This window comes from Pseudomonas sp. FG98 (assembly GCF_057808595.1).
Genome location: NZ_JBMDIJ010000015.1, coordinates 1 through 21,434 on the forward strand (window position 1 = coordinate 1; position 21,434 = coordinate 21,434).

The following is a 21,434-nucleotide window of genomic DNA, read 5'->3' on the forward strand; positions in this document are numbered from 1 at the left end:
GCATTCGCTGGCAAGCCAGCTCCCACGAGCGCCACCAAATCAATGAGTTATGCATTGATCTGCAGGACAGCGCAGCCCGTAGCGAAGCACTCAGCTCTTGTGCAACTTGCGCATCAACTCCGCCTCGGCCTGGGTCAGGCCGCAGGTCTGGGTCAGTTCGTCAACGCTGGCGCCCATCCCCACCAAGCGTGCCGCCTGAGCGAACGACAGGCTGTTGGGGTCGCGCTGTTCCAGTTGCAGGAGCTTTTCCGGCAGGGGCGACACCGTTGCCCGCAGCTCGTGCAAGGCATCGCCCATGGACACCGACAGGTTCTGGTAATCGTCCAGGCGCTTGTGCAGGTCCTTGATGCGCTGGTCGCGCAGCGCATCACCCTGGGCCTGTTGCGCGGCGATCTCGCGCTGGCGCTTGCTGTAGTTGATGAACAACCAGGCACTGGCTGCCCACAGCACCGCCAGGAATACGACCGCAACCTCCAGAATCAACTCAGATGTTCTCCAGCTCGGACCATTCTTCCTCGGTCATCATCTTGTCCAGCTCGACCAGGATCAGCAGTTCGCCGTTCTTGTTGCACACGCCCTGGATGAACTTGGCCGATTCTTCGTTACCGACGTTCGGCGCGGTTTCCACTTCGGACTGACGCAGGTAGACCACTTCGGCCACGCTGTCGACGAGGATGCCAACTACCTGCTTGTCCGCCTCGATGATGACGATCCGGGTGTTGTCGGTGACATCGCTTGGCACCAGGCCGAAGCGCTGGCGGGTGTCGATCACGGTGACCACGTTGCCGCGCAGGTTGATGATGCCCAGCACGTAGCTCGGTGCACCCGGTACCGGGGCGATCTCGGTGTAGCGCAGCACTTCCTGGACCTGCATCACGTTGATGCCGTAGGACTCGTTGTCCAGGCGGAAGGTAACCCATTGCAGGATCGGATCTTCGGAACCTTGTCCAGACGTCTTTTTCATTCCCCTAACCCTCAAAAACCGCCGTCGGCGGAGTGCTCAGTGCGGTCGCGCGAGCAGGCGCGACCGATCATTTATGTCCCAGCTGCATCTTCTTGACGGCGCCACTGGCGATCAGCTCGGCCAGTTCGGCGACGTCCAGCAATGCACACATGTGTTCTATCACCGTGCCGGCCAGCCATGGCCGCTGGCCACGCTGGGAACGCCACTTGATCTCGCTCGGGTCCAGGCGCAACGAGCGGCTGACCTGGTGAACGGCCAGCCCCCACTCGTAGCCCTGCACCGAAATCACGTACTGCAGGCCTTCGCGGAAATCGTCGCGGTAGCGCTCGGGCATGACCCAGCGCGCGGTGTCGAGCACCTTCAGGTTGCCGGCGTGGCTCGGCAGGATGCCGAGGAACCATTCCGGCTGGCCGAACAGCGGGGTCAGCTCCTGGCCGGCCAGGGCATAGATCGAACCCAGGCACACCAGGGGCACCGCCAGGGTCAGCCCGGCGACATCGAACAGCAGGCATTCGAACGGCTCGGCAGCCCATGACGGGCGGCCGTCCACGCTTTTCGGCGGCTGTGGCGGTGCCGGCAGATGGACTTCCACCAGCGGTTCGACCCGCGGCGGTGCCTCGACCTTGGCCTCTACCACTTCGGCGAGCTTCTCCACCACCGGTTCGACGACAGGCGCCACCTTGAGCGCCGGTGCCGCCACCGGCACACGAATGGGAGCAGGCTCGGCGAAGATCACCGGGGCACTGCGCGCGGCCAGGGTCTCGCGGCGGGCATCGCGGGCCTGCTCTTCGAGTACCGCAGCCTGGAATTCATCCAGCACTTCGCTGGCCTGCGCCACTTCCACCACCGGCGCGGCCACGGCGACCACGGCAGGCGCCGGTGCGACCAGGGTCTCGACGACGATCTCTTCGGTCGCCTCCTGCAGCAGTCCGTCGAGGTAGGACTGCAAGGCCATCTGCGGCTTGGTGGCCAGGGGTTGCGGACGATTCATCAGGCCACCTGCGACATGGCTTTCTGCTGGGTCAGCAGGTGCTTGAGCAATGTCCGGTAGGCCACCACGCCCCGGCTCTTGGCATCGTATTGCGACGGCGTCACCCCGGCCCGGCTGGCATCGCGCAGGCGCGTATCGACCGGGATGTAGCCCTGCCAGATGTTGTCCGGATAGGCGTCGCGCAGCACCTTGAGGGTGCCCATGGAAGCCTGGGTACGCCGGTCGAACAGGGTCGGCACGATGTGGTACGGCAAGGCCTGGCGGCGCGAGCGGTTGACCATGGCCAGGGTGCTGACCATGCGCTCCAGGCCCTTCACCGCGAGGTATTCGGTCTGCACCGGGATCACCAGCTGCTGGCTGGCGGCCAGGGCATTGACCATCAGCACGCCGAGCAGCGGCGGGCTGTCGATGATGGCGTAGTCGAAGTCCTGCCAGAGCTGCGCCAGACTCTTGGCGATCACCAGGCCGAGGCCGTTCTGCCCGGGGGACTGGCGTTCGAGCACCGCCAGCGCAGTGCTGGACGGCAGCAGCGAGATCTTTTCGTTGCTGGTCGGCAACAGCAGTTGCCCGGGCAAGCCGTCGGGCACGCTGCCCTTGTGCTGGAACAGGTCGAAGCTGCTGTGCTCCAGGGTGTCGGGGTTATGGCCGAAATAGCTGGTCATCGACCCGTGCGGATCGAGGTCGACGACGACCACGCGCCGACCGGCGTCGGCCAGCAGGCCTGCCAGGGCGATGGACGTGGTGGTCTTGCCTACGCCACCTTTTTGATTGGCTACTGCCCAGACTCTCATGCGCTGCTTCCTCCCGGTCAGACCGTTGCCAGCCGGGATCGTTTAAAAGGTCGACGACGACGGAGTTTTGACGGGATTGCTCCCGGACGTCGGTGATACAACGGGCGGTGCAGTTTGTGTGCCAGCCCGCTTGAGTGCTGCATCCGGCTGCGCATTGGCGGTACCGGTACCGGTCAGGCTGCGGCGCACATCCAGATTGCGCGAAATCACCAGCACCACACGACGGTTCTTCGCCCGTCCGTCAGCGGTGGCATTGGTCGCGATCGGCTGGAACTCGCCATAGCCCACCGAGGCCAGGCGCGCCGGGTTGACCCCTTCCATGGCCAGCAGGCGAACGATGCTCGCCGCCCGCGCCGACGACAGCTCCCAGTTGGTCGGGTACTGCGCAGTGCGGATCGGCTGGTCATCGGTGAAGCCTTCGACGTGCACCGGGTTGGCGAACGGCTTGATGATGTTCGCCACCTTTTCGATCAGGTTGAACGCGATATCGCTGGGCATGGCATCGCCGCTGCCGAACAGCAGCGAGGAGTTGAGCTCGATCTCGATCCACAGCTCGTTGCCGCGCACGGTCATCTGGTCGCTTTTGATCAGGTCGCCAAAGGCTTCCATCACCTGGTCGGTAATGGTTTTCAGCGGGTCGGCAGTGGACTGGGCCAGGCCGGCGTCGGTCTGCTCGCTGTCCTTGACCAGCGGCTGCGCCGGGCGGGTGCTGAGCGGCCGCTCCTCGCCGATGGGGATCGGCCGGGTGCTGCGTTCGGACTCGCTGAACACGCCGATCAGCGCCTGGGACATGATCTTGTACTTGCCCTCGTTGATCGAGGAAATCGAGTACATCACCACGAAAAAGGCGAACAGCAGGGTGATGAAGTCCGCGTAGGACACCAGCCAGCGTTCGTGATTTTCGTGTTCCTCGACCTTGCGACGACGGGCCATGACTACTCCATGAAGCCCTGGAGCTTCAGTTCGATCGAGCGCGGGTTCTCGCCTTCGGCGATGGACAGCAGCCCTTCCAGGAGCATTTCCCGGTAACGCGACTGGCGCATCACCTGGGCCTTGAGCTTGTTGGCCACCGGCAGCAGGATCAGGTTGGCACTGGCCACGCCGTAGATGGTGGCGACGAAGGCCACGGCGATGCCGTTACCCAGTTGCGACGGGTCGGCCAGGTTGCCCATGACGTGGATCAGGCCCATCACCGCACCGATGATGCCGATGGTCGGCGCATAGCCGCCCATGCTTTCGAACACCTTGGCGGCCTGGATATCCCGGGCTTCCTGGGTCAGGAAATCCACTTCGAGGATGCTGCGGATGGCTTCCGGCTCGGAGCCGTCCACCAGCAGTTGCAGGCCCTTGCGCGCATACGGGTCGGGTTCGGCGTCAGCCACGCCTTCCAGGCCGAGCAGGCCTTCCTTGCGCGCGGTGAGGCTCCAGTTGACCACCCGGTCGATGCCGCCGGCCAGGTCGACCCGTGGCGGAAAGAGGATCCAGCCGAAGATCTGCAAGGCACGCTTGAACGAGCTCAGCGGCGACTGCAACAGCGCCGCTGCCAGGGTGCCGCCGAGCACGATCAGGGCCGCCGGTCCGTTGAGCAGCGCACCGACGTGACCGCCTTCGAGAAGGTTGCCGCCAACGATTGCGACGAAGGCGAGAATGATGCCGAGAAGGCTGAGAACATCCATCAGATGCAAGCCTCGACCAGGTGGCGACCAATATCGTCGAGGCCATAGACCGCGTCGGCCAGGTTGGCCTTGACGATGGCCATGGGCATTCCGTAGATCACGCAGCTGGCTTCATCCTGGGCCCACACCTGGCTACCGCCCTGCTTGAGCAGCCGCGCGCCTTCGCGTCCGTCGGCACCCATGCCGGTGAGCACCACCGCCAGCACCTTGTCGCCGAAGGACTTGGCCGCCGAACCGAAGGTGATGTCCACGCATGGCTTGTAGTTGAGGCGTTCGTCCCCCGGCAGGATCTTCACCATGCCGCGCGCGTCGACCATCATCTGCTTGCCACCCGGGGCCAGCAGGGCCAGGCCGGGACGCAGCATGTCGCCGTCCTCGGCTTCCTTGACGCTGATCTTGCATAGCTTGTCGAGGCGTTCGGCGAAGGCCTTGGTGAAGGCCGCCGGCATGTGCTGGATCAGCACGATGGGCGCCGGGAAGCCGGCCGGCAACTGGGTCAGGACCCGTTGCAGGGCGACCGGACCGCCAGTCGAGGTACCGATGGCGAGCAGCTTGTAGGCCTTGCGCTTGGGTGCCGGCGAATGACTCGCGGCAGGGGCCGGCGCCGGCGCGGGTGCCGCGCTGCGGCTTGGCAGCGGAGACGGCGCGCGGGCCGAGCCGAGGGACGAGACCGGGCTGGAAGACGTGGTGCTGACCGCTGGCAGCGAGCTGGAGTAGCTGCTGAAGCGGCGATTGCTGCGGGAGATGGTGTGGACCTTCTCGCAGAGCATCTGCTTGACCTTGTCCGGGTTGCGCGAGATGTCCTCGAAGTTCTTCGGCAGGTAGTCCACCGCGCCGGCATCCAGGGCGTCCAGGGTTACCCGGGCGCCTTCGTGGGTCAGCGAGGAGAACATCAGCACCGGAGTCGGGCAGCGTTGCATGATGTGGCGAACCGCGGTGATGCCGTCCATGGTCGGCATCTCGTAGTCCATGGTGATCACGTCGGGCTTGAGCGCCAGGGCCTGGTCGATCGCTTCCTTGCCGTTGGTGGCGGTACCGACCACCTGGATGGTCGGGTCCGCCGAGAGAATTTCCGAGACACGGCGGCGGAAGAAACCGGAATCATCCACCACCAGGACCTTGACTGACATAAACACTCCATTAGAAGGCGCGCCGTGCAGGCCGCGCCTCCGGGATCAGATTCGCCGTGCGGCGTAACGCTTGAGCATGCTCGGTACATCGAGGATCAGCGCGATGCGCCCGTCACCGGTGATGGTGGCGCCCGACATGCCCGGGGTGCCCTGGAGCATCTTGCCCAGCGGCTTGATGACCACCTCCTCCTGACCCACCAGCTGGTCGACGACGAAGCCGATGCGCTGGGTGCCGACGGAAAGGATCACCACGTGGCCTTCATGCTGCTCTTCATGAGCGGCGGAACTGACCAGCCAGCGCTTGAGGTAGAACAACGGCAGCGCCTTGTCGCGCACGATCACCACTTCCTGGCCGTCGACCACGTTGGTCCGCGACAGGTCGAGGTGGAAGATCTCGTTGACGTTGACCAGCGGGAAGGCGAAGGCCTGGTTGCCGAGCATGACCATCAGGGTCGGCATGATCGCCAGGGTCAATGGCACCTTGATGACGATCTTCGAGCCCTGGCCCTTGGCCGAGTAGATATTGATCGAACCGTTGAGCTGGGAAATCTTGGTCTTCACCACGTCCATGCCGACGCCGCGGCCGGACACGTCGGAGATCTCGGTCTTGGTCGAGAAGCCCGGGGCGAAGATCAGGTTGTAGCAGTCCGATTCGCTCAGGCGGTCGGCCGCATCCTTGTCCATCAGGCCCTTTTCCACGGCCTTGGCGCGCAGCACTGCCGGGTCCATGCCCTTGCCGTCGTCGGAGATGGACAGGAGGATGTGGTCGCCCTCCTGCTCCGCCGCGAGGATCACCTTGCCGCCGCGGGACTTGCCGGACGCTTCACGCTCTTCCGGGGTCTCGACGCCGTGGTCGACGGCATTGCGCACCAGGTGGACCAGCGGGTCGGCCAGGGCCTCGACGAGGTTCTTGTCGAGGTCGGTCTCTTCGCCGACCAGCTCCAGGTTGATCTCTTTCTTGAGCTGGCGGGCCAGGTCGCGAACCAGGCGCGGGAAGCGCCCGAAGACCTTCTTGATCGGCTGCATGCGGGTCTTCATGACCGCGGTCTGCAGGTCGGCGGTGACCACGTCGAGGTTCGACACGGCCTTGGACATGGCCTCGTCGCCGCTGTTCAGGCCCAGGCGGACCAGGCGGTTACGCACCAGCACCAGCTCGCCGACCATGTTCATGATCTCGTCCAGCCGTGCGGTATCGACGCGCACGGTGGTTTCCGCCTCGCTGGCCGGCGGGTGCTTGTCGGCACCGGCAGCGGGTGCGGCGGCCTGGCGGGCAGGCGCGGCTGCGGCGGCTGGCTTGGCAGCAGGAGCCGGCGCCGGCTTGGCGGCCGGTTTGGCCACGGCAGCGGTGGCCGCTGGCGCTGCAACCGCCGGGGCGGCACTGGCGCTCACCGCATCGGCGGCGAACTTGCCCTTGCCGTGCAGCTGGTCCAGCAGCGCTTCGAACTCGTGTTCGGTGATGTGATCGTCGCTGGAAGCGGCGGCCACTTCGACTTCGGGTGCTGGCGCAGCAGCGACCGCGCCCGGCAGGCCGTCGACGGCAAAGGAACCCTTGCCATGCAACTGGTCGAGCAGGGCCTCGAATTCGGCGTCGGTGATTTCGTCGCTCGGCTCGGCACCGGCTTCGGCAACCGGCGCGGCGGCAGTGGTGGCCCCCGGCAGGCTGTCGGCGGCGAACTGGCCCTTGCCATGCAACTGGTCGAGCAGGGATTCGAACTCGGCGTCGGTGATTTCGTCGCTGGCGACTTCGGCTTCGGCCTCTACGGCCTGTGCCTGGTCATGGACGGCGCCGAGCGAGTCGAGCAACTGCTCGAATTCGCTGTCGGTGATATCGCCGGACGCGGCAGCCACCGGCTCCGGCTCGGCAACCACCGGCGCTGCCGGGGCGGCCGCTGGCGCGGCACCGGCAGGTTCCGCCAGGCGCGCCAGGGCGCCGAGCAGTTCCGGAGTGGCCGGGGTGATGTCGGTGCGCTCGCGGACCTGGCCGAACATGCTGTTGACCGTGTCCAGGGCTTCCAGGACCACGTCCATCAGTTCGGAATCGACCCGGCGCTCTCCCTTGCGCAGGATGTCGAAAACGTTCTCGGCGATGTGGCAGCACTCCACCAGCTCGTTGAGCTGGAGGAAGCCGGCGCCCCCTTTTACAGTGTGAAAACCGCGAAAGATCGCATTGAGCAGGTCCGCATCATCCGGACGGCTTTCCAGCTCGACCAGTTGCTCGGACAGTTGCTCAAGAATTTCGCCGGCCTCTACCAGGAAATCCTGAAGGATTTCTTCATCGGCGCCGAAGCTCATCAAACGTGCTCCCTAAAAACCCAGGCTGGACAGCAGATCATCGACATCGTCCTGACCGGACACGACATCTTCACGTTTATCGGCATGAATCTGTGGCCCTTCACCCCGAGTCGGATTTTTACTTTCGTCTTTCTCAGCATGCAGCTGCTGGCGGTCATGCTCGATACCGGCGAAGCGGTCGACCTGACTGGCCATCAACACGAGCTTGAGGAGGTTCTTCTCGACCTCGGTGACCAACGAGGTCACCCGCTTGATCACCTGGCCGGTCAGGTCCTGATAGTCCTGGGCCAGGAGAATATCGTTGAGGTAGCCACTGACTTTGTGGCTGTCCTCGGCGCTGCGCGCCAGAAACCTGTCGACACGCTGGACCAGTTCACGAAACTCCGACGCTGCCACTTCCCTGCGCATGAAGCGCTGCCAATCGGCGTGCAGTGCGTGAGCTTCGTCACCCAGTTCGTGGAGCACGGGCGTCCCTTGCTCGACCAGGTCCATGGTGCGGTTCGCCGCCGCCTCGGTGAGCTTGACCACATAGGCCAGGCGCTCGGTGGCGTCGGTGATCTGGGAAATTTCCTCGGCCTGCGGCATGTGCGTGTCGATCTGGAAACTGACGATCGCACTGTGCAGCTCTCGCGTGAGCTTGCCGACTTCCTGGTACAGGCCGCGGTCACGGGTCTGGTTCAGCTGATGGATCAGTTGCACCGCGTCGCCGAACTGGCCTCGTTCGAGGCTCGCGACCAGCTCCTGGGCATGTTTCTTCAGGGTCGATTCGAAATCGCCCAAAGATGATTCTTTATGGTCCATAGCGCCCCCGTTCACGCATCAACCGTTGACGCGTTCGAAGATCTTTTCGATTTTCTCTTTCAGCACCTGGGCGGTGAAAGGCTTCACGACGTAGCCGTTGACCCCGGCCTGGGCGGCTTCGATGATCTGCTCGCGCTTGGCTTCGGCGGTGACCATCAGCACCGGCAGGTGTTTCAGGCGCTCTTCCGCGCGTACCTTGCGCAGCAGGTCGATGCCGGTCATGCCGGGCATGTTCCAGTCGGTGACGAGGAAGTCGAAGTTACCGGTTTCCAGCATGGGCAGCGCGGTGGTGCCGTCGTCGGCCTCGTGCGTGTTGGTGAAGCCCAGGTCACGCAACAGGTTCTTGATGATCCGCCGCATCGTCGAAAAGTCGTCAACGATGAGGATTTTCATTTCTTTGTTCAATTAGACCTCCAAGCAGTCTTTAACGCGCTCAGCGCTGGGCGCGCGTTCAATCAATTCCGGCTACCACGTTGTTACGACTGCATCGAGCGATCGCTCAACGCGCCCGCCATTCCCCCAACCGGCTGCGCAGACGGGCCGCGCACTGGCTATGCAACTGGCTGACGCGTGACTCGCTGACCCCCAGGACCTCACCGATTTCCTTGAGGTTCAGCTCTTCGTCGTAGTACAGGGCCAGGACCAGACGCTCGCGTTCCGGCAGGTTGGCGATCGCGTCGGCCAGGGCTGCCTGAAAGCGCTCGTCTTCCAGATCGCGCGAAGGCTCGAGCTGGGCACTGGCACCATCCTCGTGCAGCCCTTCATGCTCGCCGTCCTGCAACAGGTCGTCGAAGCTGAACAGGCGGCTGCCCAAGGTATCGTTCAAAATCCCGTAGTAATCATCGAGACTCAATTGAAGTTCGGCAGCAACCTCGTGATCTTTAGCGTCACGGCCGGTTTTTGCTTCAATTGCACGAATCGCGTCGCTGACCATGCGGGTATTGCGGTGTACCGAACGCGGCGCCCAGTCGCCCTTGCGCACTTCATCGAGCATGGCGCCACGGATACGGATGCCGGCATAGGTCTCGAAACTGGCGCCCTTGCTCGAGTCGTACTTGTTGGAGACTTCGAGCAGGCCGATCATCCCGGCCTGGATCAGGTCCTCCACCTGCACGCTGGCCGGCAGCCGCGCCAACAGGTGGTAGGCGATGCGCTTGACCAGCGGCGCGTAGCGCTCGATCAGTTCGTATTGGGCGTTACGTGAAGCCTTGCTGTACATCTGGTAACCGCTGGCGCTCATAGCACAGGTCCCGCACTGGTCGGCTGTACCAGACGCTCGACGAAGAACTCCAGGTGTCCGCGCGGGTTGGCCGGCAGCGGCCAGCTATCGACCTTCTGGGCGATCGCCTTGAAAGCCAGCGCGCACTTGGAACGCGGGAAGGCTTCGTAGACCGCTCGCTGCTTCTGCACAGCCTTGCGCACGCACTCGTCGTAGGGCACTGCACCGACGTATTGTAGGGCGACATCGAGGAAGCGATCCGTGACCTTGGTCAACTTGGCGAACAGGTTGCGCCCTTCCTGGGGGCTCTGCGCCATGTTGGCGAGGACGCGGAAACGGCTCATGCCGTAGTCACGGTTGAGCAACTTGATCAGGGCATAGGCGTCGGTGATCGAGGTGGGTTCGTCGCAGACCACCAGGAGCACTTCCTGGGCCGCACGGACGAAGCTGACCACCGAGTCACCAATACCCGCAGCAGTGTCGATCACCAGCACGTCGAGGTTGTCGCCGATCTCGCTGAAGGCCTGGATCAGGCCGGCGTGCTGGGCCGGGGCCAGGTGCACCATGCTCTGGGTGCCCGAGGCGGCGGGAACGATGCGCACGCCGCCCGGCCCCTGGAGGAGGACGTCGCGCAGCTCGCAGCGGCCTTCGATGACGTCGGCCAGGGTGCGTTTGGGGGTGAGCCCGAGCAGTACGTCGACATTGGCCAGGCCAAGGTCGGCGTCCAGCAGCATGACGCGACGGCCGAGTTCAGCCAGTGCCAGCGACAGATTCACCGACACGTTGGTCTTGCCAACGCCACCTTTGCCGCCGGTCACGGCGATCACCTGTACGGGATGCATGCTACCCATATTTGTTCTTTACCTTGTCTTGCTTAGACCGAGGCCACATGACGGGCCGCGCTGGCTACAACCGTGAAATGCCACGCCAACCCTGTGATGTAGGTACTTTGCAACTGATACATATCCACCTCAGCCGACACGCTTGCCGTCACTGTGGTACAGGTCGGCGAACATATCGGCCATGGCCTCCTCGCTCGGATCGTCCTGCATCTGCACACTCACCGCGCGGCTCACCAGTTGATGCCGCCGTGGCAGGTGCAGGTCGTCAGGAATGCGCGGGCCATCGGTGAGATAGGCGACGGGCAGTTCGTGACTGATGGCCAGGCTCAGGACTTCACCCAAGCTGGCGGTTTCATCGAGTTTGGTCAGGATGCAACCGGCCAGGCCGCAGCGCTTGTAGCTGTGGTAGGCGGCGGTCAGCACCTGTTTCTGGCTGGTGGTGGCCAGGACCAGGTAGTTCTTCGCCTGGATGCCGCGACCCGCCAGGGTCTCCAGTTGCATGCGCAGGGCCGGGTCGCTGGCCTGCAGGCCGGCGGTGTCGATCAGGATCACGCGCTTGCGCAGCAACGGTTCCAGCGCCTGGGCCAGGGACTGGCCGGGGTCGACGTGGGTGACCGAGACGTTGAGGATGCGCCCCAGGGTCTTGAGCTGCTCCTGGGCGCCGATACGGAAGCTGTCCATGCTCACCAGGGCCAGGTTCTGCGCGCCGTACTTGAGCACGTAGCGCGCCGCCAGCTTGGCCAGGGTGGTGGTCTTGCCCATGCCGGCCGGACCGACCATGGCGATCACCCCGCCCTCCTCGATCGGTTCGACTTCCGGTACGTGGATCATCCGCGCCAGGTGCGCCAGCAGCATGCGCCAGCCGTGGCGCGGATCGACGATTTCCTGGGTCAGGTCAAGCAGGTCGCGGGCCAGCGGGCCGGACAGGCCGATCCGCTGCAGACGTCGCCACAGGTTGGCCTGGTGCGGCTTGGCGCCTTGCAGCTGGGTCCAGGCCAGGGAGCCGAGCTGGACCTCCAGCAGCTCGCGCAGGCCGGACAGCTCGGAGCGCATGGAATCGAACAGGCGGCGGTCGATGGCCGAAGGCGCCGGCGCTGCCGGAGCGGGCGCGGGCTCTTCAAGGCGCGGCTCGACCAGTGGCTCGGAGGCGGTCAGCGGCAGGCCGGCGAACAACTGGCGGTTGCCGGTCTCGGTGTCGTCGCGGGTGCTCAGTTCGGCCTGGGCGGTGGCGATGCGCGACTGGGTCTTGCGCAGCTCGTCTTCCAGCTCGGCGTTGGGCACCCGTGGCGCAAGGGCGGACAGCTTGTAGTCCAGCGCAGCCGTCAGCTCGACACCGCCAGCAATCCGTCGGTTGCCGATGATGGCGGCATCAGCCCCCAGCTCATCGCGAACCAGCTTCATGGCCTGACGCATATCGGCGGCGAAAAAACGCTTAACTTGCATAACCCACTACCTCAGCCGTTGGGGCCCACTGTGGCAACGATGGTGACTTGCTTGTTGTCAGGTATTTCCTGATACGCCAAAACATGCAAATTCGGTACGGCCAGGCGACCGAAACGCGAGAGCATCTGCCGGATCGGTCCCGCTACCAGCAGGATGGCCGGCTGACCTTGCATCTCCTGACGCTGGGCAGCCTCGATCAGCGAACGCTGAAGCTTTTCAGCCATGCTCGGCTCAAGAAGAACACCATCTTCCTGACCTTGCCCGGCCCTTTGCAGACTATTGAGCAAGATCTGTTCCAACCTTGGCTCAAGGGTGATCACAGGCAGCTCGGACTCAGTGCCGACAATGCTTTGCACGATAGCGCGACACAATCCGACGCGGACTGCGGCGACCAGTGCGGCGGTATCTTGACTCTTGCTCGCATTGTTGGCGATCGCTTCGGCGATGCTACGGATATCCCTGACGGGAACCTGTTCCGCCAACAGGGCCTGGAGCACCTTGAGCAAGCCGGACAGCGACAGCACACCGGGGACGATTTCCTCGGCCAGTTTCGGCGAGCCCTTGGCCAGCACCGCCAGCAGTTGCTGAACCTCTTCATGGCCGATCAGCTCATGGCAGTGCTTGTAGAGAATCTGGTTGAGGTGGGTAGCGACCACGGTACTGGCATCGACCACCGTATAGCCCAGGGACTGCGCCTGGCTGCGCTGACCGACGTCGATCCACACCGCCTCCAGGCCGAAGGCCGGGTCGCGCGCGGAAATGCCGCTGAGGGTGCCGAACACCTGGCCCGGGTTGATGGCCATTTCCCGCTCGGGGAAGATTTCCGCCTCGGCCAGGATCACCCCCATGAGGGTCAGGCGGTAGGTGCTTGGCGCCAGGTCGAGGTTGTCGCGGATATGCACGGTGGGCATGAGGAAGCCGAGATCCTGGGAGAGCTTCTTGCGCACCCCCTTGATCCGCGCCAGCAACTGCCCACCCTGGTTGCGGTCGACCAGCGGAATCAGGCGGTAGCCCACTTCCAGGCCGATCATGTCGATCGGGGTGACATCATCCCAGCCCAGCTCCTTGGTCTCGGCGCTGCGCTGCGGCGATGGCAGCAGGTCCTGCTGGCGCTGCAACTCCTGGGCGGCCTTGACCTTGACCTGGTTCTGCTTCTTCCACACCAGGTAGGCGCCGCCACCGGCCAGCAGGCCGAGGCTGATGAAGGCGATATGCGGCATGCCGGGCACCAGGCCCATGACGATCATCAGCGCAGCGGATACCGCCAGCGCCTTCGGCGAGTCGAACATCTGCCGGTTGATCTGCTTGCCCATGTCTTCAGAGCCGGAGGCACGGGTCACCATGATCGCGGCGGCGGTGGACAGCAGCAGGGATGGCAACTGCGCCACCAAACCGTCACCGATGGTCAGCAAGGCGTAGACCCGACCGGCATCGCCGAAGGTCATGCCGTGCTGGACCATACCGATGGCCATGCCGCCGATCAGGTTGATGAACAGGATCAGCAGGCCGGCGATGGCGTCGCCGCGCACGAACTTGCTGGCACCGTCCATGGAGCCGTAGAACTCGGCTTCCTGGGCCACTTCGGCACGGCGGGCCTTGGCCTGGTCCTGGTTGATCAAACCGGCGTTGAGGTCGGCGTCGATGGCCATCTGCTTACCGGGCATGGCGTCGAGGGTGAAGCGCGCGCTCACCTCGGAGATCCGCCCGGCACCCTTGGTCACCACCACGAAGTTGATGATCATCAGGATGGCGAAGACGACGATACCGACCACATAGTTGCCGCCGATGACCACGTCACCGAAGGCCTGGATCACCTTACCGGCGGCGCCGTGACCATCATGACCGTGGAGCAGGACCACCCGCGTCGACGCGACGTTCAGCGCCAGGCGCAACAGGGTCGCCACCAGCAGGATGGTCGGGAACGCGGCGAAATCCAGGGGCCGCAGGGCGTACACGCAGACCAGCAGGACCACGATGGACAGGGCGATGTTGAAGGTGAAGAACACGTCCAGCAGGAACGGCGGGATCGGCAGCATCATCATGGCCAGCATGATCAGCAGCAGTACCGGTACCCCGATATTGCCGCGACCCAGGCTGCCAAGGTTGCTGCGCGCGCTGTTGATTAACTGAGAGCGATCCACCGGTCTTCCTCTTCAAGCAAAACTTTGACGCCGCAAGGGCGCTTGGCGCTGCTCTTTGCAAGAAGCTTTCCAACTTTCCAAATGAAGGATTGGGTGGGCCTGGGTACGCTATCGCTGGCAAGCCAGCTCCCACAGGTTTACCACTGCTCTCCAGAGCGGCGCTGTACCTGTGGGAGCTGGCTTGCCAGCGATGAGGACCTTGAGAGCGCAGGAAAAATCAGGAATCCCGGCGCAGATCCGGCGGAATCGGCAGGTCCTTGAGCGGTTCCGGCGCCTTGCCCTTGCCGGCCTGGTACTGGCGGATCTGGTAGACATAGGCCAGCACCTGGGCCACGGCCAGGTACAGCCCGGCGGGGATCTCCTCCTCCAGCTCGGTGGAGTAGTAGATCGAGCGCGCCAGCGCCGGCGACTCCAGCAGCTGGATATTATGCTGCACGGCGATCTCGCGGATCTTCAGGGCGATGAAGTCGGTGCCCTTGGCCAGCAACAGCGGTGCCGAGCCCTTCTCCGGGTCGTATTTGAGCGCCACGGCATAGTGGGTCGGGTTGGTGATGATCACGTCGGCCTCGGGCACCGCGGCCATCATGCGCCGCTGCGAGATCTCGCGCTGGACCTGGCGGATGCGCTGCTTGACCTCGGGCTTGCCCTCTGTGTCCTTGTATTCGTCGCGCACTTCCTGCTTGGTCATCATCAGCTTCTGCTTGGCCTGCCAGAGCTGGATCGGCACGTCCACCGCAGCGATCAGCAAGAGTCCGCAAGCCATCCACATGGCGCTCCAGCCCACCACCTGGACACTGTGGATGATCGCCTGGTCCAGCGGCTCGTTGGCAATCGCCAGCAGGTCGTTGCGGTCGGCCGAGAGCACCGCCAGCGCCACCAGCAGGATCACGAAGAACTTGGCGATGGCCTTGAGCAACTCGGCCACCGAATGCATGGAGAACATGCGCTTGATCCCGGCCAGCGGGTTCATCCGGCTGAATTTCGGCGCCAGGGTGCCCGTGGCGAACAGCCAGCCACCCAGCGCCACCGGACCGATCAGCGCCGCCAGCAACAGCACCAGCAACACCGGCTGGGTGGCAAGGATGGCCAGCTTGCCGGAGCTGAGCAGGAAGATGCCCATGTAGCGCTCGTCCATCAGCACTTCCCGCGGCAGGCTGAAGTTGCTGCGCATGATCTCCATCAGCGCCCCGGCCAGATAGCCGCCAAACGCCAGCAGCCCGCCAGCACCAGCGAGCATCACCGCAACGGTGTTGAGCTCCTTGGAACGGGCGATCTCGCCTTTTTCCCGGGCGTCGTTCTTGCGTTTCTCGGTGGGGTCTTCTGTCTTGTCCTGACCGCTTTCGCTCTCTGCCATGCTCAGCGCGCCCGTGCCAGTTCACGCAGCCATTGCAGCGCCTCGGACGCCAACGACTGGTAGTGGGAAAGGATGTCCGCCAGACCGATCCAGAACAGGCCCATGCCGATCACCAGGGTCAGCGGGAAACCGATGGCGAAGATGTTCAATTGTGGCGCCGCCCGGGTCATCACGCCAAAGGCGATGTTGATCACCAGCAGCGAGGTGATCACCGGCAACACCAGCAGCAGCGAGGCACCGAGCACCCAGCCCATGCGCCCGACCAGTTCCCAGAAGTGGTTGACCATCAACCCGCCGCCCACCGGCAGCGTGGTGAAGCTTTCGGTCAGCACCTCGAACACCACCAGGTGACCGTTCATCGAGAGGAACAGCAGGGTCACCAGCATGGTCAGGAACTGGCTGATCACCGTGGTGTTGACGCCGTTGGCCGGGTCGACCATGGAGGCGAAGGCGAGACCCATCTGGATCGCGACGATCTGCCCGGCGATGACGAAGGCCTGGAAAAACAGTTGCAGGGACAAACCGAACAACGCGCCGATGATGATCTGTTCGCCGATCAGCAGCATGGCGCTCATGTCCAGCGCCTGCACCGGTGGCATCGGCGGCAGGGCCGGAACGATGACCACGGTGATGGCCACGGCGAAATACAGGCGAATCCGTTGCGGCAGCAGCGAGGTACCGAACACCGGCATGGTCATCAGCACCGCCGCCACGCGAAACAGCGGCAGCATGAAGCTGGCCACCCACGTGGAGATCTGCGTGTCGGTCAGTTCGAGCATGGCGCCCTCAGCCGATCAGCTGCGGGATGCTGCCGTACAACGACAGGATGTACTCCATGAACTTCTGCACCAGCCACGGCCCGGCGACGATCAGGGTGACCAGCATCACCAGCAGGCGCGGCAGGAAGCTCAGGGTCTGTTCGTTGATCTGGGTGGCGGCCTGGAACATCGCCACCAGCAGGCCGACCAGCAGGCTCGGCACCACCAGCACCGCGACCATCAGGGTGGTCAGCCACAGCGCATCGCGAAACAGGTCTACCGCGACTTCGGGTGTCATGTCGTACTCCTCCGGCGGTCGCTAGACGCCGCCGAAACTGCCGGCGAGCGTGCCGATGATCAAGGCCCAGCCATCCACCAGGACGAACAGCATGATCTTGAACGGCAGGGAAATGATCAGCGGCGACAGCATCATCATGCCCATGGCCATCAGCACACTGGCGACCACCAGGTCGATGATCAGGAACGGGATGAAGATCATGAAGCCGATCTGGAAGGCGGTCTTCAGCTCGGAGGTGACGAAGGCCGGGACCAGGATGGTCAGCGGCACCTGGTCGGGACCGGCGATGTCGGTGCGCTTGGACAGGCGCATGAACAGGTCGAGGTCGCTCTGCCGGGTCTGCGCCAGCATGAAGTCCTTCAGCGGCACCTGGGCCTTGTCCAGCGCCTGGGGCGCGGTCAGGGTCTCGGCGAGGTAAGGCTGCAGGGCGTCCTTGTTCACCCGGTCGAACACCGGCGCCATGATGAACATGGTCAGGAACAGGGCCAGACCGATGAGGATCTGGTTCGACGGCGTCTGCTGCAGGCCGAGGGCCTGGCGCAGGATGGAGAAGACGATGATGATCCGGGTGAAGCTGGTCATCAGGATGACGAACGCCGGGATGAAGCTCAGCGCGGTCATGATCAGCAGGATCTGCAGGCTGACCGAGTATTCCTGCTGGCCGTCCGTGCCGTTGGACAGGGTGATGGCCGGGATAGACAACGGATCGGCGGCCAGCGCCATCGGCGCCGCGAGCAGCAACAGCAGCGTCAATATCGTTCGCAATGCAGCCATCACGGCTTGTCCTTCTGGTCCTTGCCCAGCAGCTCCATCAGGCGCTGGGCGAATTCCGGCGTGGCCGGGCGGGTGCTGGCAGGCGCTTCGACGGGCCTGGCCATGACATGCAGGGTGGTAAGACTGCCCGGGGTATGCCCGACCAGGACCTGCTCGTCGCCCACCTGGACCAGCAGCAGGCGATCACGCGGGCCGACCTGGCGGCTGCCGACCACCTGGATCACCTGGTTGGCATTGGGCGCGGCGTTCTGCACCCGACGCAGCAGCCAGGCGAGAAAGAAGATCAGCCCCAGCACCAGCAACAGGCCAAGAACCAGCTGGGTCAACTGGCCGGCGACGCTACCGGAGGTCGCTGGCGCTACTGCGGTCGCCGCGGGCGTGGCGCCGACCTGCGCCGCCAGGCCCAGGGGCAGCCAGCAGAAACAGGCGGCCGCGGCCAGCAGGGAAAGAAGACGCTTCACTCAGCGCAGCTTCTTGATACGTTCGCTCGGGCTGATCACGTCGGTCAGGCGGATGCCGAACTTCTCGTTGACCACCACCACTTCGCCATGGGCGATCAGCGTGCCGTTGACCAGTACGTCCAGCGGCTCGCCGGCCAGGCGGTCGAGCTCGATCACCGAGCCCTGGTTGAGCTGCAGCAGGTTGCGGATGCTGATTTCGGTACTGCCCACTTCCATGGAGATGTTCACCGGGATGTCCAGGATCACGTCCAGGTTCGGGCCTTCCAGGCTGACCTGCTCGTTCGGACGCGGCGAGCTGCCGAACTCTTCCATCGGCAGACGGTTGGCACCGCCGCCGGAAGCGCCACTGTCGCCGGCCATCAGCGCGTCGATATCGGCCTGGCCGCCATCGCCGCTTTCGCTCAGGGCAGCCGCCCACTCATCGGCCAGGGCCTGCTCTTCCATCGAAGTAATGTCGTTTTCGTTAGCCATCTTGTCCTCGACAAGCAATCAAATCGGTTAATGAGGGGTCGGGCGATCAGCGCCGCTCGATCGGCGCCTTGATCTGCAGGGCCAGGGTGCCTTTGTGCGACCCCAGGCTGGCCTTGAACGACGGCACGCCGTTGGCGCGCACGATCAGGTCTTCCGGCAATTCCACGGGGATCACGTCGCCTGGCTGCATGTGAAGGATGTCGCGCAGCTTCAACTGGCGGCGGGCCACGGTGGCGCTCAGAGGGACGCTGACGTCCAGCACGTCCTCGCGCAGGGCCTTGACCCAGCGCTCGTCCTGGTCGTCCAGGTCGGACTGGAAACCGGCATCGAGCATTTCCCGCACCGGCTCGATCATCGAGTACGGCATGGTCACGTGCAGGTCGCCACCGCCGCCATCGAGTTCGATATGGAAGGTCGAGACCACCACCGCCTCGCTCGGCCCGACAATGTTGGCCATGGCCGGGTTGACCTCGGAGTTTATGTACTCGAAGTTGACCGGCATGATGGCCTGCCAGGCTTCCTTGAGGTCGACGAAGCACTGGTCAAGAACCATGCGCACCACGCGCAGCTCGGTCGGAGTGAACTCGCGCCCCTCGATCTTGGCGTGACGGCCGTCACCACCGAAGAAGTTGTCCACCAGCTTGAACACCAGCTTGGCGTCGAGGATGAACAGGGAGGTGCCACGCAGCGGCTTGATCTTGACCAGGTTGAGGCTGGTCGGCACATACAGCGAGTGCACGTATTCGCCGAACTTCATCACCTGCACGCCGCCCACCGCCACGTCGGCGGAGCGCCGCAGCAGGTTGAACATGCTGACGCGGGTATAGCGGGCAAAGCGCTCGTTGATCATTTCCAGGGTCGGCATGCGACCACGGACGATACGGTCCTGGCTGGTCAGGTCATAGCTCTTGACGCTGCCGGGATCGGAGCTGGATTCGGTTTGCACCAGGCCATCGTCGACGCCGTGCAGAAGGGCATCGATCTCATCCTGGGACAGCAGGTCCTGCACGGCCATCTTCGGCTCCTACTGCAATACGAAATTGGTGAACAGCAACTGGTCGACGACCAGTTTGCCGACTTCCTTCTGCGCCACTTCCTGAACGCTGGCGGTGGCCTTCTGCCGGAGCATTTCCTGGCCGACCGGGGTTGCCAGCGATTCGAAGGCCTGCCCGGAGAAGAGCATGACCAGGTTGTTGCGGATCACCGGCATGTGCACTTTCAGGGCGTCCAGCGCAGCCTGGTCGCGCGCCTGCATGGTGATGCTCACCTGCATGTAGCGCTGACGGCCGTTCTGGTTGAAGTTGACCACGAAGGCAGGCGACATGGATTCGTAGATGGCCGCCTGCTTGACGTTGGCCGCAGCGGCGGCTGGCTCGGCTTGCGCCTTGCTCTCGGACTTGTGCAGGAAGAACCAGGTCGCACCCACGGACAGGCCGATCGCCAGCAGCAGCGCCAGGACCAGTAGCAGGATCAGTTTGAGTTTGCCTTTAACGGCGGGGTCTTTGACTGCTTCGCTCTTCGCCATGCCAATAATCCGTCACTCACAGGAGGTTTGTTCCACTATGGCGTGTGGGCGAGCAAGTGTTATGCCAGTTTCGCGGACCAGAGAGGCGACACGCACCCTGTGGGAGCTGGCTTGCCAGCGATTGCGATGGTGAATTCACTACTGCCATCGCTGGCAAGCCAGCTCCCACAGGGTTGGTGCAAGAAGTCAGACCACGTAGTCGACGGTGCTGGAGCCGATGACGGTCTGCTGCTCTACCGGTGCACTGGCGGCAGCCACCTCGGTGTCGGCACCTTCGGCATTGCGCCGGGCAGCCACGCCGCTCATCTTCGGCGAGTCATCCTGGTTGCCGCTCTGCTGCTGGCGCGACTGGTCGGCGACGTTCACGTCAGGCTGGGCCAGGCCCTGCTGGCTGAACAGCTCGCGCAGGCGGTGCACCTGGCCTTCAAGCGCATCGCGAACCCCGGCGTGGCCACTGGCGAAGGTGATCTGGGTGGCCTGGTCGACCGCCATGTTCACCTTGATGTCGAGACGCCCGAGCTCCTTGGGCTCCAACTGGATATCGGCGGACTTGAGGTTCTGGCTGGACAGGTACATGACCCGGTTGACCAGGCCCTCGGTCCAGCCGTTCTGGTTCATCGCCAGGGGCTGGTGCAGCGGCGCGGGCGCCACGGCATTGGCGGTCTTCGGCGTGGCCGCCTGGGTCAGGCTGGCCAGACGGTTGGCGAAATCGTCGACCCGGGTGTCGCTGCTGGCGCCCTTGAGGTCCTTGAGGCCGTCGTCGATCAGGCCAGCAAAGGCCTTGTCGCCGCTTTCGGTCTGGCCGGCATCGGCATCGGCCGGCTGCAGCATCTGCGCCAGTGTATTGACAGCTGGTTGCTGGGACTGGGCAGTTTCCTGACCCGGTGTCTTGCTGGCATGGGCGGAGGTAGTGCCTTGGGCCTGGGCGTTCTGCTCCAGGGCCAGGCGCAGCACCGGCAGGTCGTCGAGGGCGTCGCTGTCCGGATCGAAGGGCTCTTCCGTTACCGGCGGCGCAGCGGCCAACTGGGCCTGCTGGCTGGCAGCCTGGATCACCGGGGCCACGGCTTCGGCCTGGGCCTGGAGCAACTGCGCACCCTGTGGAGCGTCGGTCAATTGACCCGCAACCAGGTTGGAATCCAGCGAGGACTGCGGGTCTGCCTCGGCGACGTCGCTGCCATCATCAGCCTGCGCTTCTGCCTTGGCCGGCACATCGCGGTCGTCAGGCAATTTGTTGCCACTATCGGCAATCTTGCCGTGCCCGGGGCCGTCGGGCTTGCCGCTGTTTGCCGCCGATTTGTCGACTCCGTCACGCTCTCGCACAGGCGCGTCGGCCTTGTTGCCGACCTGGTCGCGAGACTGCTGCGCATAGACCTGGGAAAAGTCCGAACCCTTGTCGTTGAGGGCCTGGGTGGCTTTGTCCAGGGTGCTGTTCTGGTTCCGCGCGCTCTTGGCTGCGACGCTGGATTGCAGCAATGGGTTTGATGCGACGGGCATGAAAAAGGT

General features: G+C 64.1%; 23 protein-coding genes. All 23 read right to left on the reverse strand.

All coding sequences use genetic code 11. From position 1 onward, the window contains the following. Positions 1–90: 90 nt before the first annotated feature. Positions 91–483 (reverse strand): DUF2802 domain-containing protein, encoded by a 393-nt coding sequence (locus tag ACODSK_RS12385; protein ID WP_489016348.1) that lies wholly within the window; start codon positions 481–483, stop codon positions 91–93. Between the two features lies 1 nt (position 484). Next, entirely contained in the window at positions 485–964 is a 480-nt protein-coding gene (locus ACODSK_RS12390) for a chemotaxis protein CheW (RefSeq protein WP_042123150.1), read from the reverse strand. Between the two features lie 67 nt (positions 965–1,031). Further along, the gene (locus ACODSK_RS12395; RefSeq protein ID WP_489016349.1) at positions 1,032–1,955 is read right to left on the reverse strand and encodes a CheW domain-containing protein; all 924 of its coding nucleotides are present in this window, start codon (positions 1,953–1,955) and stop codon (positions 1,032–1,034) included. After that, on the reverse strand, positions 1,955–2,746 hold the full coding sequence (locus ACODSK_RS12400) for a ParA family protein (protein WP_489016351.1): 792 nt from the start codon (positions 2,744–2,746) through the stop codon (positions 1,955–1,957). The genes ACODSK_RS12395 and ACODSK_RS12400 overlap by 1 nt, the downstream gene beginning before the upstream one ends. Before the next feature lie 42 nt (positions 2,747–2,788). Then, positions 2,789–3,679 (reverse strand): flagellar motor protein MotD, encoded by an 891-nt coding sequence (gene motD / locus ACODSK_RS12405; RefSeq protein WP_489016352.1) that lies wholly within the window; start codon positions 3,677–3,679, stop codon positions 2,789–2,791. A gap of 2 nt (positions 3,680–3,681) precedes the next feature. Continuing rightward, complete coding sequence (locus ACODSK_RS12410; RefSeq protein WP_489016354.1) at positions 3,682–4,422, reverse strand: flagellar motor protein; 741 nt, start codon at positions 4,420–4,422, stop codon at positions 3,682–3,684. Beyond that, positions 4,422–5,552, reverse strand: coding sequence for a protein-glutamate methylesterase/protein-glutamine glutaminase (locus ACODSK_RS12415; protein ID WP_489016355.1), 1,131 nt, complete (start codon positions 5,550–5,552; stop codon positions 4,422–4,424). Before ACODSK_RS12415 ends, ACODSK_RS12410 begins: the two co-directional genes overlap by 1 nt. 45 nt (positions 5,553–5,597) lie before the next feature. After that, a complete protein-coding gene (locus tag ACODSK_RS12420; RefSeq protein ID WP_489016356.1) occupies positions 5,598–7,844 on the reverse strand; it encodes a chemotaxis protein CheA in 2,247 nt (748 codons plus the stop codon). Between the two features lie 12 nt (positions 7,845–7,856). After that, entirely contained in the window at positions 7,857–8,645 is a 789-nt protein-coding gene (locus tag ACODSK_RS12425; RefSeq protein ID WP_489016358.1) for a protein phosphatase CheZ, read from the reverse strand. An 18-nt stretch (positions 8,646–8,663) separates the two neighbouring features. Beyond that, a complete protein-coding gene (locus ACODSK_RS12430; RefSeq protein WP_489016359.1) occupies positions 8,664–9,038 on the reverse strand; it encodes a chemotaxis response regulator CheY in 375 nt (124 codons plus the stop codon). Positions 9,039–9,144: 106 nt separating this feature from the next. Next, positions 9,145–9,885, reverse strand: a complete 741-nt coding sequence (gene fliA / locus ACODSK_RS12435) for an RNA polymerase sigma factor FliA (protein ID WP_489016361.1) — start codon at positions 9,883–9,885, stop codon at positions 9,145–9,147. Continuing rightward, the gene (gene fleN, locus ACODSK_RS12440; RefSeq protein ID WP_009399964.1) at positions 9,882–10,715 is read right to left on the reverse strand and encodes a flagellar synthesis regulator FleN; all 834 of its coding nucleotides are present in this window, start codon (positions 10,713–10,715) and stop codon (positions 9,882–9,884) included. Before fleN ends, fliA begins: the two co-directional genes overlap by 4 nt. A 120-nt stretch (positions 10,716–10,835) precedes the next feature. After that, entirely contained in the window at positions 10,836–12,149 is a 1,314-nt protein-coding gene (gene flhF / locus ACODSK_RS12445; RefSeq protein ID WP_489016362.1) for a flagellar biosynthesis GTPase FlhF, read from the reverse strand. An 11-nt stretch (positions 12,150–12,160) separates the two neighbouring features. Then, a complete protein-coding gene (gene flhA / locus ACODSK_RS12450; protein WP_489016363.1) occupies positions 12,161–14,290 on the reverse strand; it encodes a flagellar biosynthesis protein FlhA in 2,130 nt (709 codons plus the stop codon). 217 nt (positions 14,291–14,507) lie between these two features. Next, complete coding sequence (gene flhB / locus ACODSK_RS12455; protein ID WP_489016365.1) at positions 14,508–15,644, reverse strand: flagellar biosynthesis protein FlhB; 1,137 nt, start codon at positions 15,642–15,644, stop codon at positions 14,508–14,510. A 2-nt stretch (positions 15,645–15,646) separates the two neighbouring features. Beyond that, entirely contained in the window at positions 15,647–16,423 is a 777-nt protein-coding gene (gene fliR, locus ACODSK_RS12460) for a flagellar biosynthetic protein FliR (RefSeq protein ID WP_489016367.1), read from the reverse strand. Between the two features lie 7 nt (positions 16,424–16,430). After that, complete coding sequence (gene fliQ / locus ACODSK_RS12465) at positions 16,431–16,700, reverse strand: flagellar biosynthesis protein FliQ (RefSeq protein WP_400172261.1); 270 nt, start codon at positions 16,698–16,700, stop codon at positions 16,431–16,433. Positions 16,701–16,721: 21 nt separating this feature from the next. Beyond that, positions 16,722–17,474 (reverse strand): flagellar type III secretion system pore protein FliP, encoded by a 753-nt coding sequence (fliP, locus tag ACODSK_RS12470; protein ID WP_489016368.1) that lies wholly within the window; start codon positions 17,472–17,474, stop codon positions 16,722–16,724. Next, positions 17,474–17,935, reverse strand: coding sequence for a flagellar biosynthetic protein FliO (gene fliO / locus ACODSK_RS12475; RefSeq protein ID WP_489016370.1), 462 nt, complete (start codon positions 17,933–17,935; stop codon positions 17,474–17,476). Before fliO ends, fliP begins: the two co-directional genes overlap by 1 nt. Further along, positions 17,936–18,406 carry a flagellar motor switch protein FliN gene (fliN, locus tag ACODSK_RS12480; protein WP_489016371.1) on the reverse strand — a complete coding sequence of 157 codons (471 nt, stop codon included), beginning with the start codon at positions 18,404–18,406 and terminating at the stop codon, positions 17,936–17,938. It lies immediately after the preceding gene. 46 nt (positions 18,407–18,452) lie between these two features. Beyond that, positions 18,453–19,421 carry a flagellar motor switch protein FliM gene (gene fliM, locus ACODSK_RS12485; protein ID WP_489016373.1) on the reverse strand — a complete coding sequence of 323 codons (969 nt, stop codon included), beginning with the start codon at positions 19,419–19,421 and terminating at the stop codon, positions 18,453–18,455. Positions 19,422–19,430: 9 nt separating this feature from the next. Then, positions 19,431–19,931 carry a flagellar basal body-associated protein FliL gene (gene fliL, locus ACODSK_RS12490; RefSeq protein ID WP_489016375.1) on the reverse strand — a complete coding sequence of 167 codons (501 nt, stop codon included), beginning with the start codon at positions 19,929–19,931 and terminating at the stop codon, positions 19,431–19,433. Between the two features lie 186 nt (positions 19,932–20,117). Beyond that, on the reverse strand, positions 20,118–21,425 hold the full coding sequence (locus ACODSK_RS12495; RefSeq protein ID WP_489016377.1) for a flagellar hook-length control protein FliK: 1,308 nt from the start codon (positions 21,423–21,425) through the stop codon (positions 20,118–20,120). Positions 21,426–21,434 lie beyond the last annotated feature (9 nt).

What these genes read in the sequence shown, in the direction of transcription:
- ACODSK_RS12395 (WP_489016349.1), bottom strand. Translation starts at nt 1,955, where the DNA reads ATGAATCGTCCGCAACCCCTGGCCACCAAGCCGCAGATGGCCTTGCAG.
- ACODSK_RS12390 (WP_042123150.1), bottom strand. Translation starts at nt 964, where the DNA reads ATGAAAAAGACGTCTGGACAAGGTTCCGAAGATCCGATCCTGCAATGG.
- ACODSK_RS12410 (WP_489016354.1), bottom strand. Translation starts at nt 4,422, where the DNA reads ATGGATGTTCTCAGCCTTCTCGGCATCATTCTCGCCTTCGTCGCAATC.
- fliN (WP_489016371.1), bottom strand. Translation starts at nt 18,406, where the DNA reads ATGGCTAACGAAAACGACATTACTTCGATGGAAGAGCAGGCCCTGGCC.
- flhF (WP_489016362.1), bottom strand. Translation starts at nt 12,149, where the DNA reads ATGCAAGTTAAGCGTTTTTTCGCCGCCGATATGCGTCAGGCCATGAAG.
- ACODSK_RS12400 (WP_489016351.1), bottom strand. Translation starts at nt 2,746, where the DNA reads ATGAGAGTCTGGGCAGTAGCCAATCAAAAAGGTGGCGTAGGCAAGACC.
- ACODSK_RS12425 (WP_489016358.1), bottom strand. Translation starts at nt 8,645, where the DNA reads ATGGACCATAAAGAATCATCTTTGGGCGATTTCGAATCGACCCTGAAG.
- fliA (WP_489016361.1), bottom strand. Translation starts at nt 9,885, where the DNA reads ATGAGCGCCAGCGGTTACCAGATGTACAGCAAGGCTTCACGTAACGCC.
- fliL (WP_489016375.1), bottom strand. Translation starts at nt 19,931, where the DNA reads ATGGCGAAGAGCGAAGCAGTCAAAGACCCCGCCGTTAAAGGCAAACTC.
- ACODSK_RS12420 (WP_489016356.1), bottom strand. Translation starts at nt 7,844, where the DNA reads ATGAGCTTCGGCGCCGATGAAGAAATCCTTCAGGATTTCCTGGTAGAG.
- motD (WP_489016352.1), bottom strand. Translation starts at nt 3,679, where the DNA reads ATGGCCCGTCGTCGCAAGGTCGAGGAACACGAAAATCACGAACGCTGG.
- fliP (WP_489016368.1), bottom strand. Translation starts at nt 17,474, where the DNA reads ATGGCTGCATTGCGAACGATATTGACGCTGCTGTTGCTGCTCGCGGCG.
- ACODSK_RS12415 (WP_489016355.1), bottom strand. Translation starts at nt 5,552, where the DNA reads ATGTCAGTCAAGGTCCTGGTGGTGGATGATTCCGGTTTCTTCCGCCGC.
- fliM (WP_489016373.1), bottom strand. Translation starts at nt 19,421, where the DNA reads ATGGCCGTGCAGGACCTGCTGTCCCAGGATGAGATCGATGCCCTTCTG.
- ACODSK_RS12495 (WP_489016377.1), bottom strand. Translation starts at nt 21,425, where the DNA reads ATGCCCGTCGCATCAAACCCATTGCTGCAATCCAGCGTCGCAGCCAAG.
- fliQ (WP_400172261.1), bottom strand. Translation starts at nt 16,700, where the DNA reads ATGACACCCGAAGTCGCGGTAGACCTGTTTCGCGATGCGCTGTGGCTG.
- ACODSK_RS12430 (WP_489016359.1), bottom strand. Translation starts at nt 9,038, where the DNA reads ATGAAAATCCTCATCGTTGACGACTTTTCGACGATGCGGCGGATCATC.
- flhB (WP_489016365.1), bottom strand. Translation starts at nt 15,644, where the DNA reads ATGGCAGAGAGCGAAAGCGGTCAGGACAAGACAGAAGACCCCACCGAG.
- fliR (WP_489016367.1), bottom strand. Translation starts at nt 16,423, where the DNA reads ATGCTCGAACTGACCGACACGCAGATCTCCACGTGGGTGGCCAGCTTC.
- fleN (WP_009399964.1), bottom strand. Translation starts at nt 10,715, where the DNA reads ATGGGTAGCATGCATCCCGTACAGGTGATCGCCGTGACCGGCGGCAAA.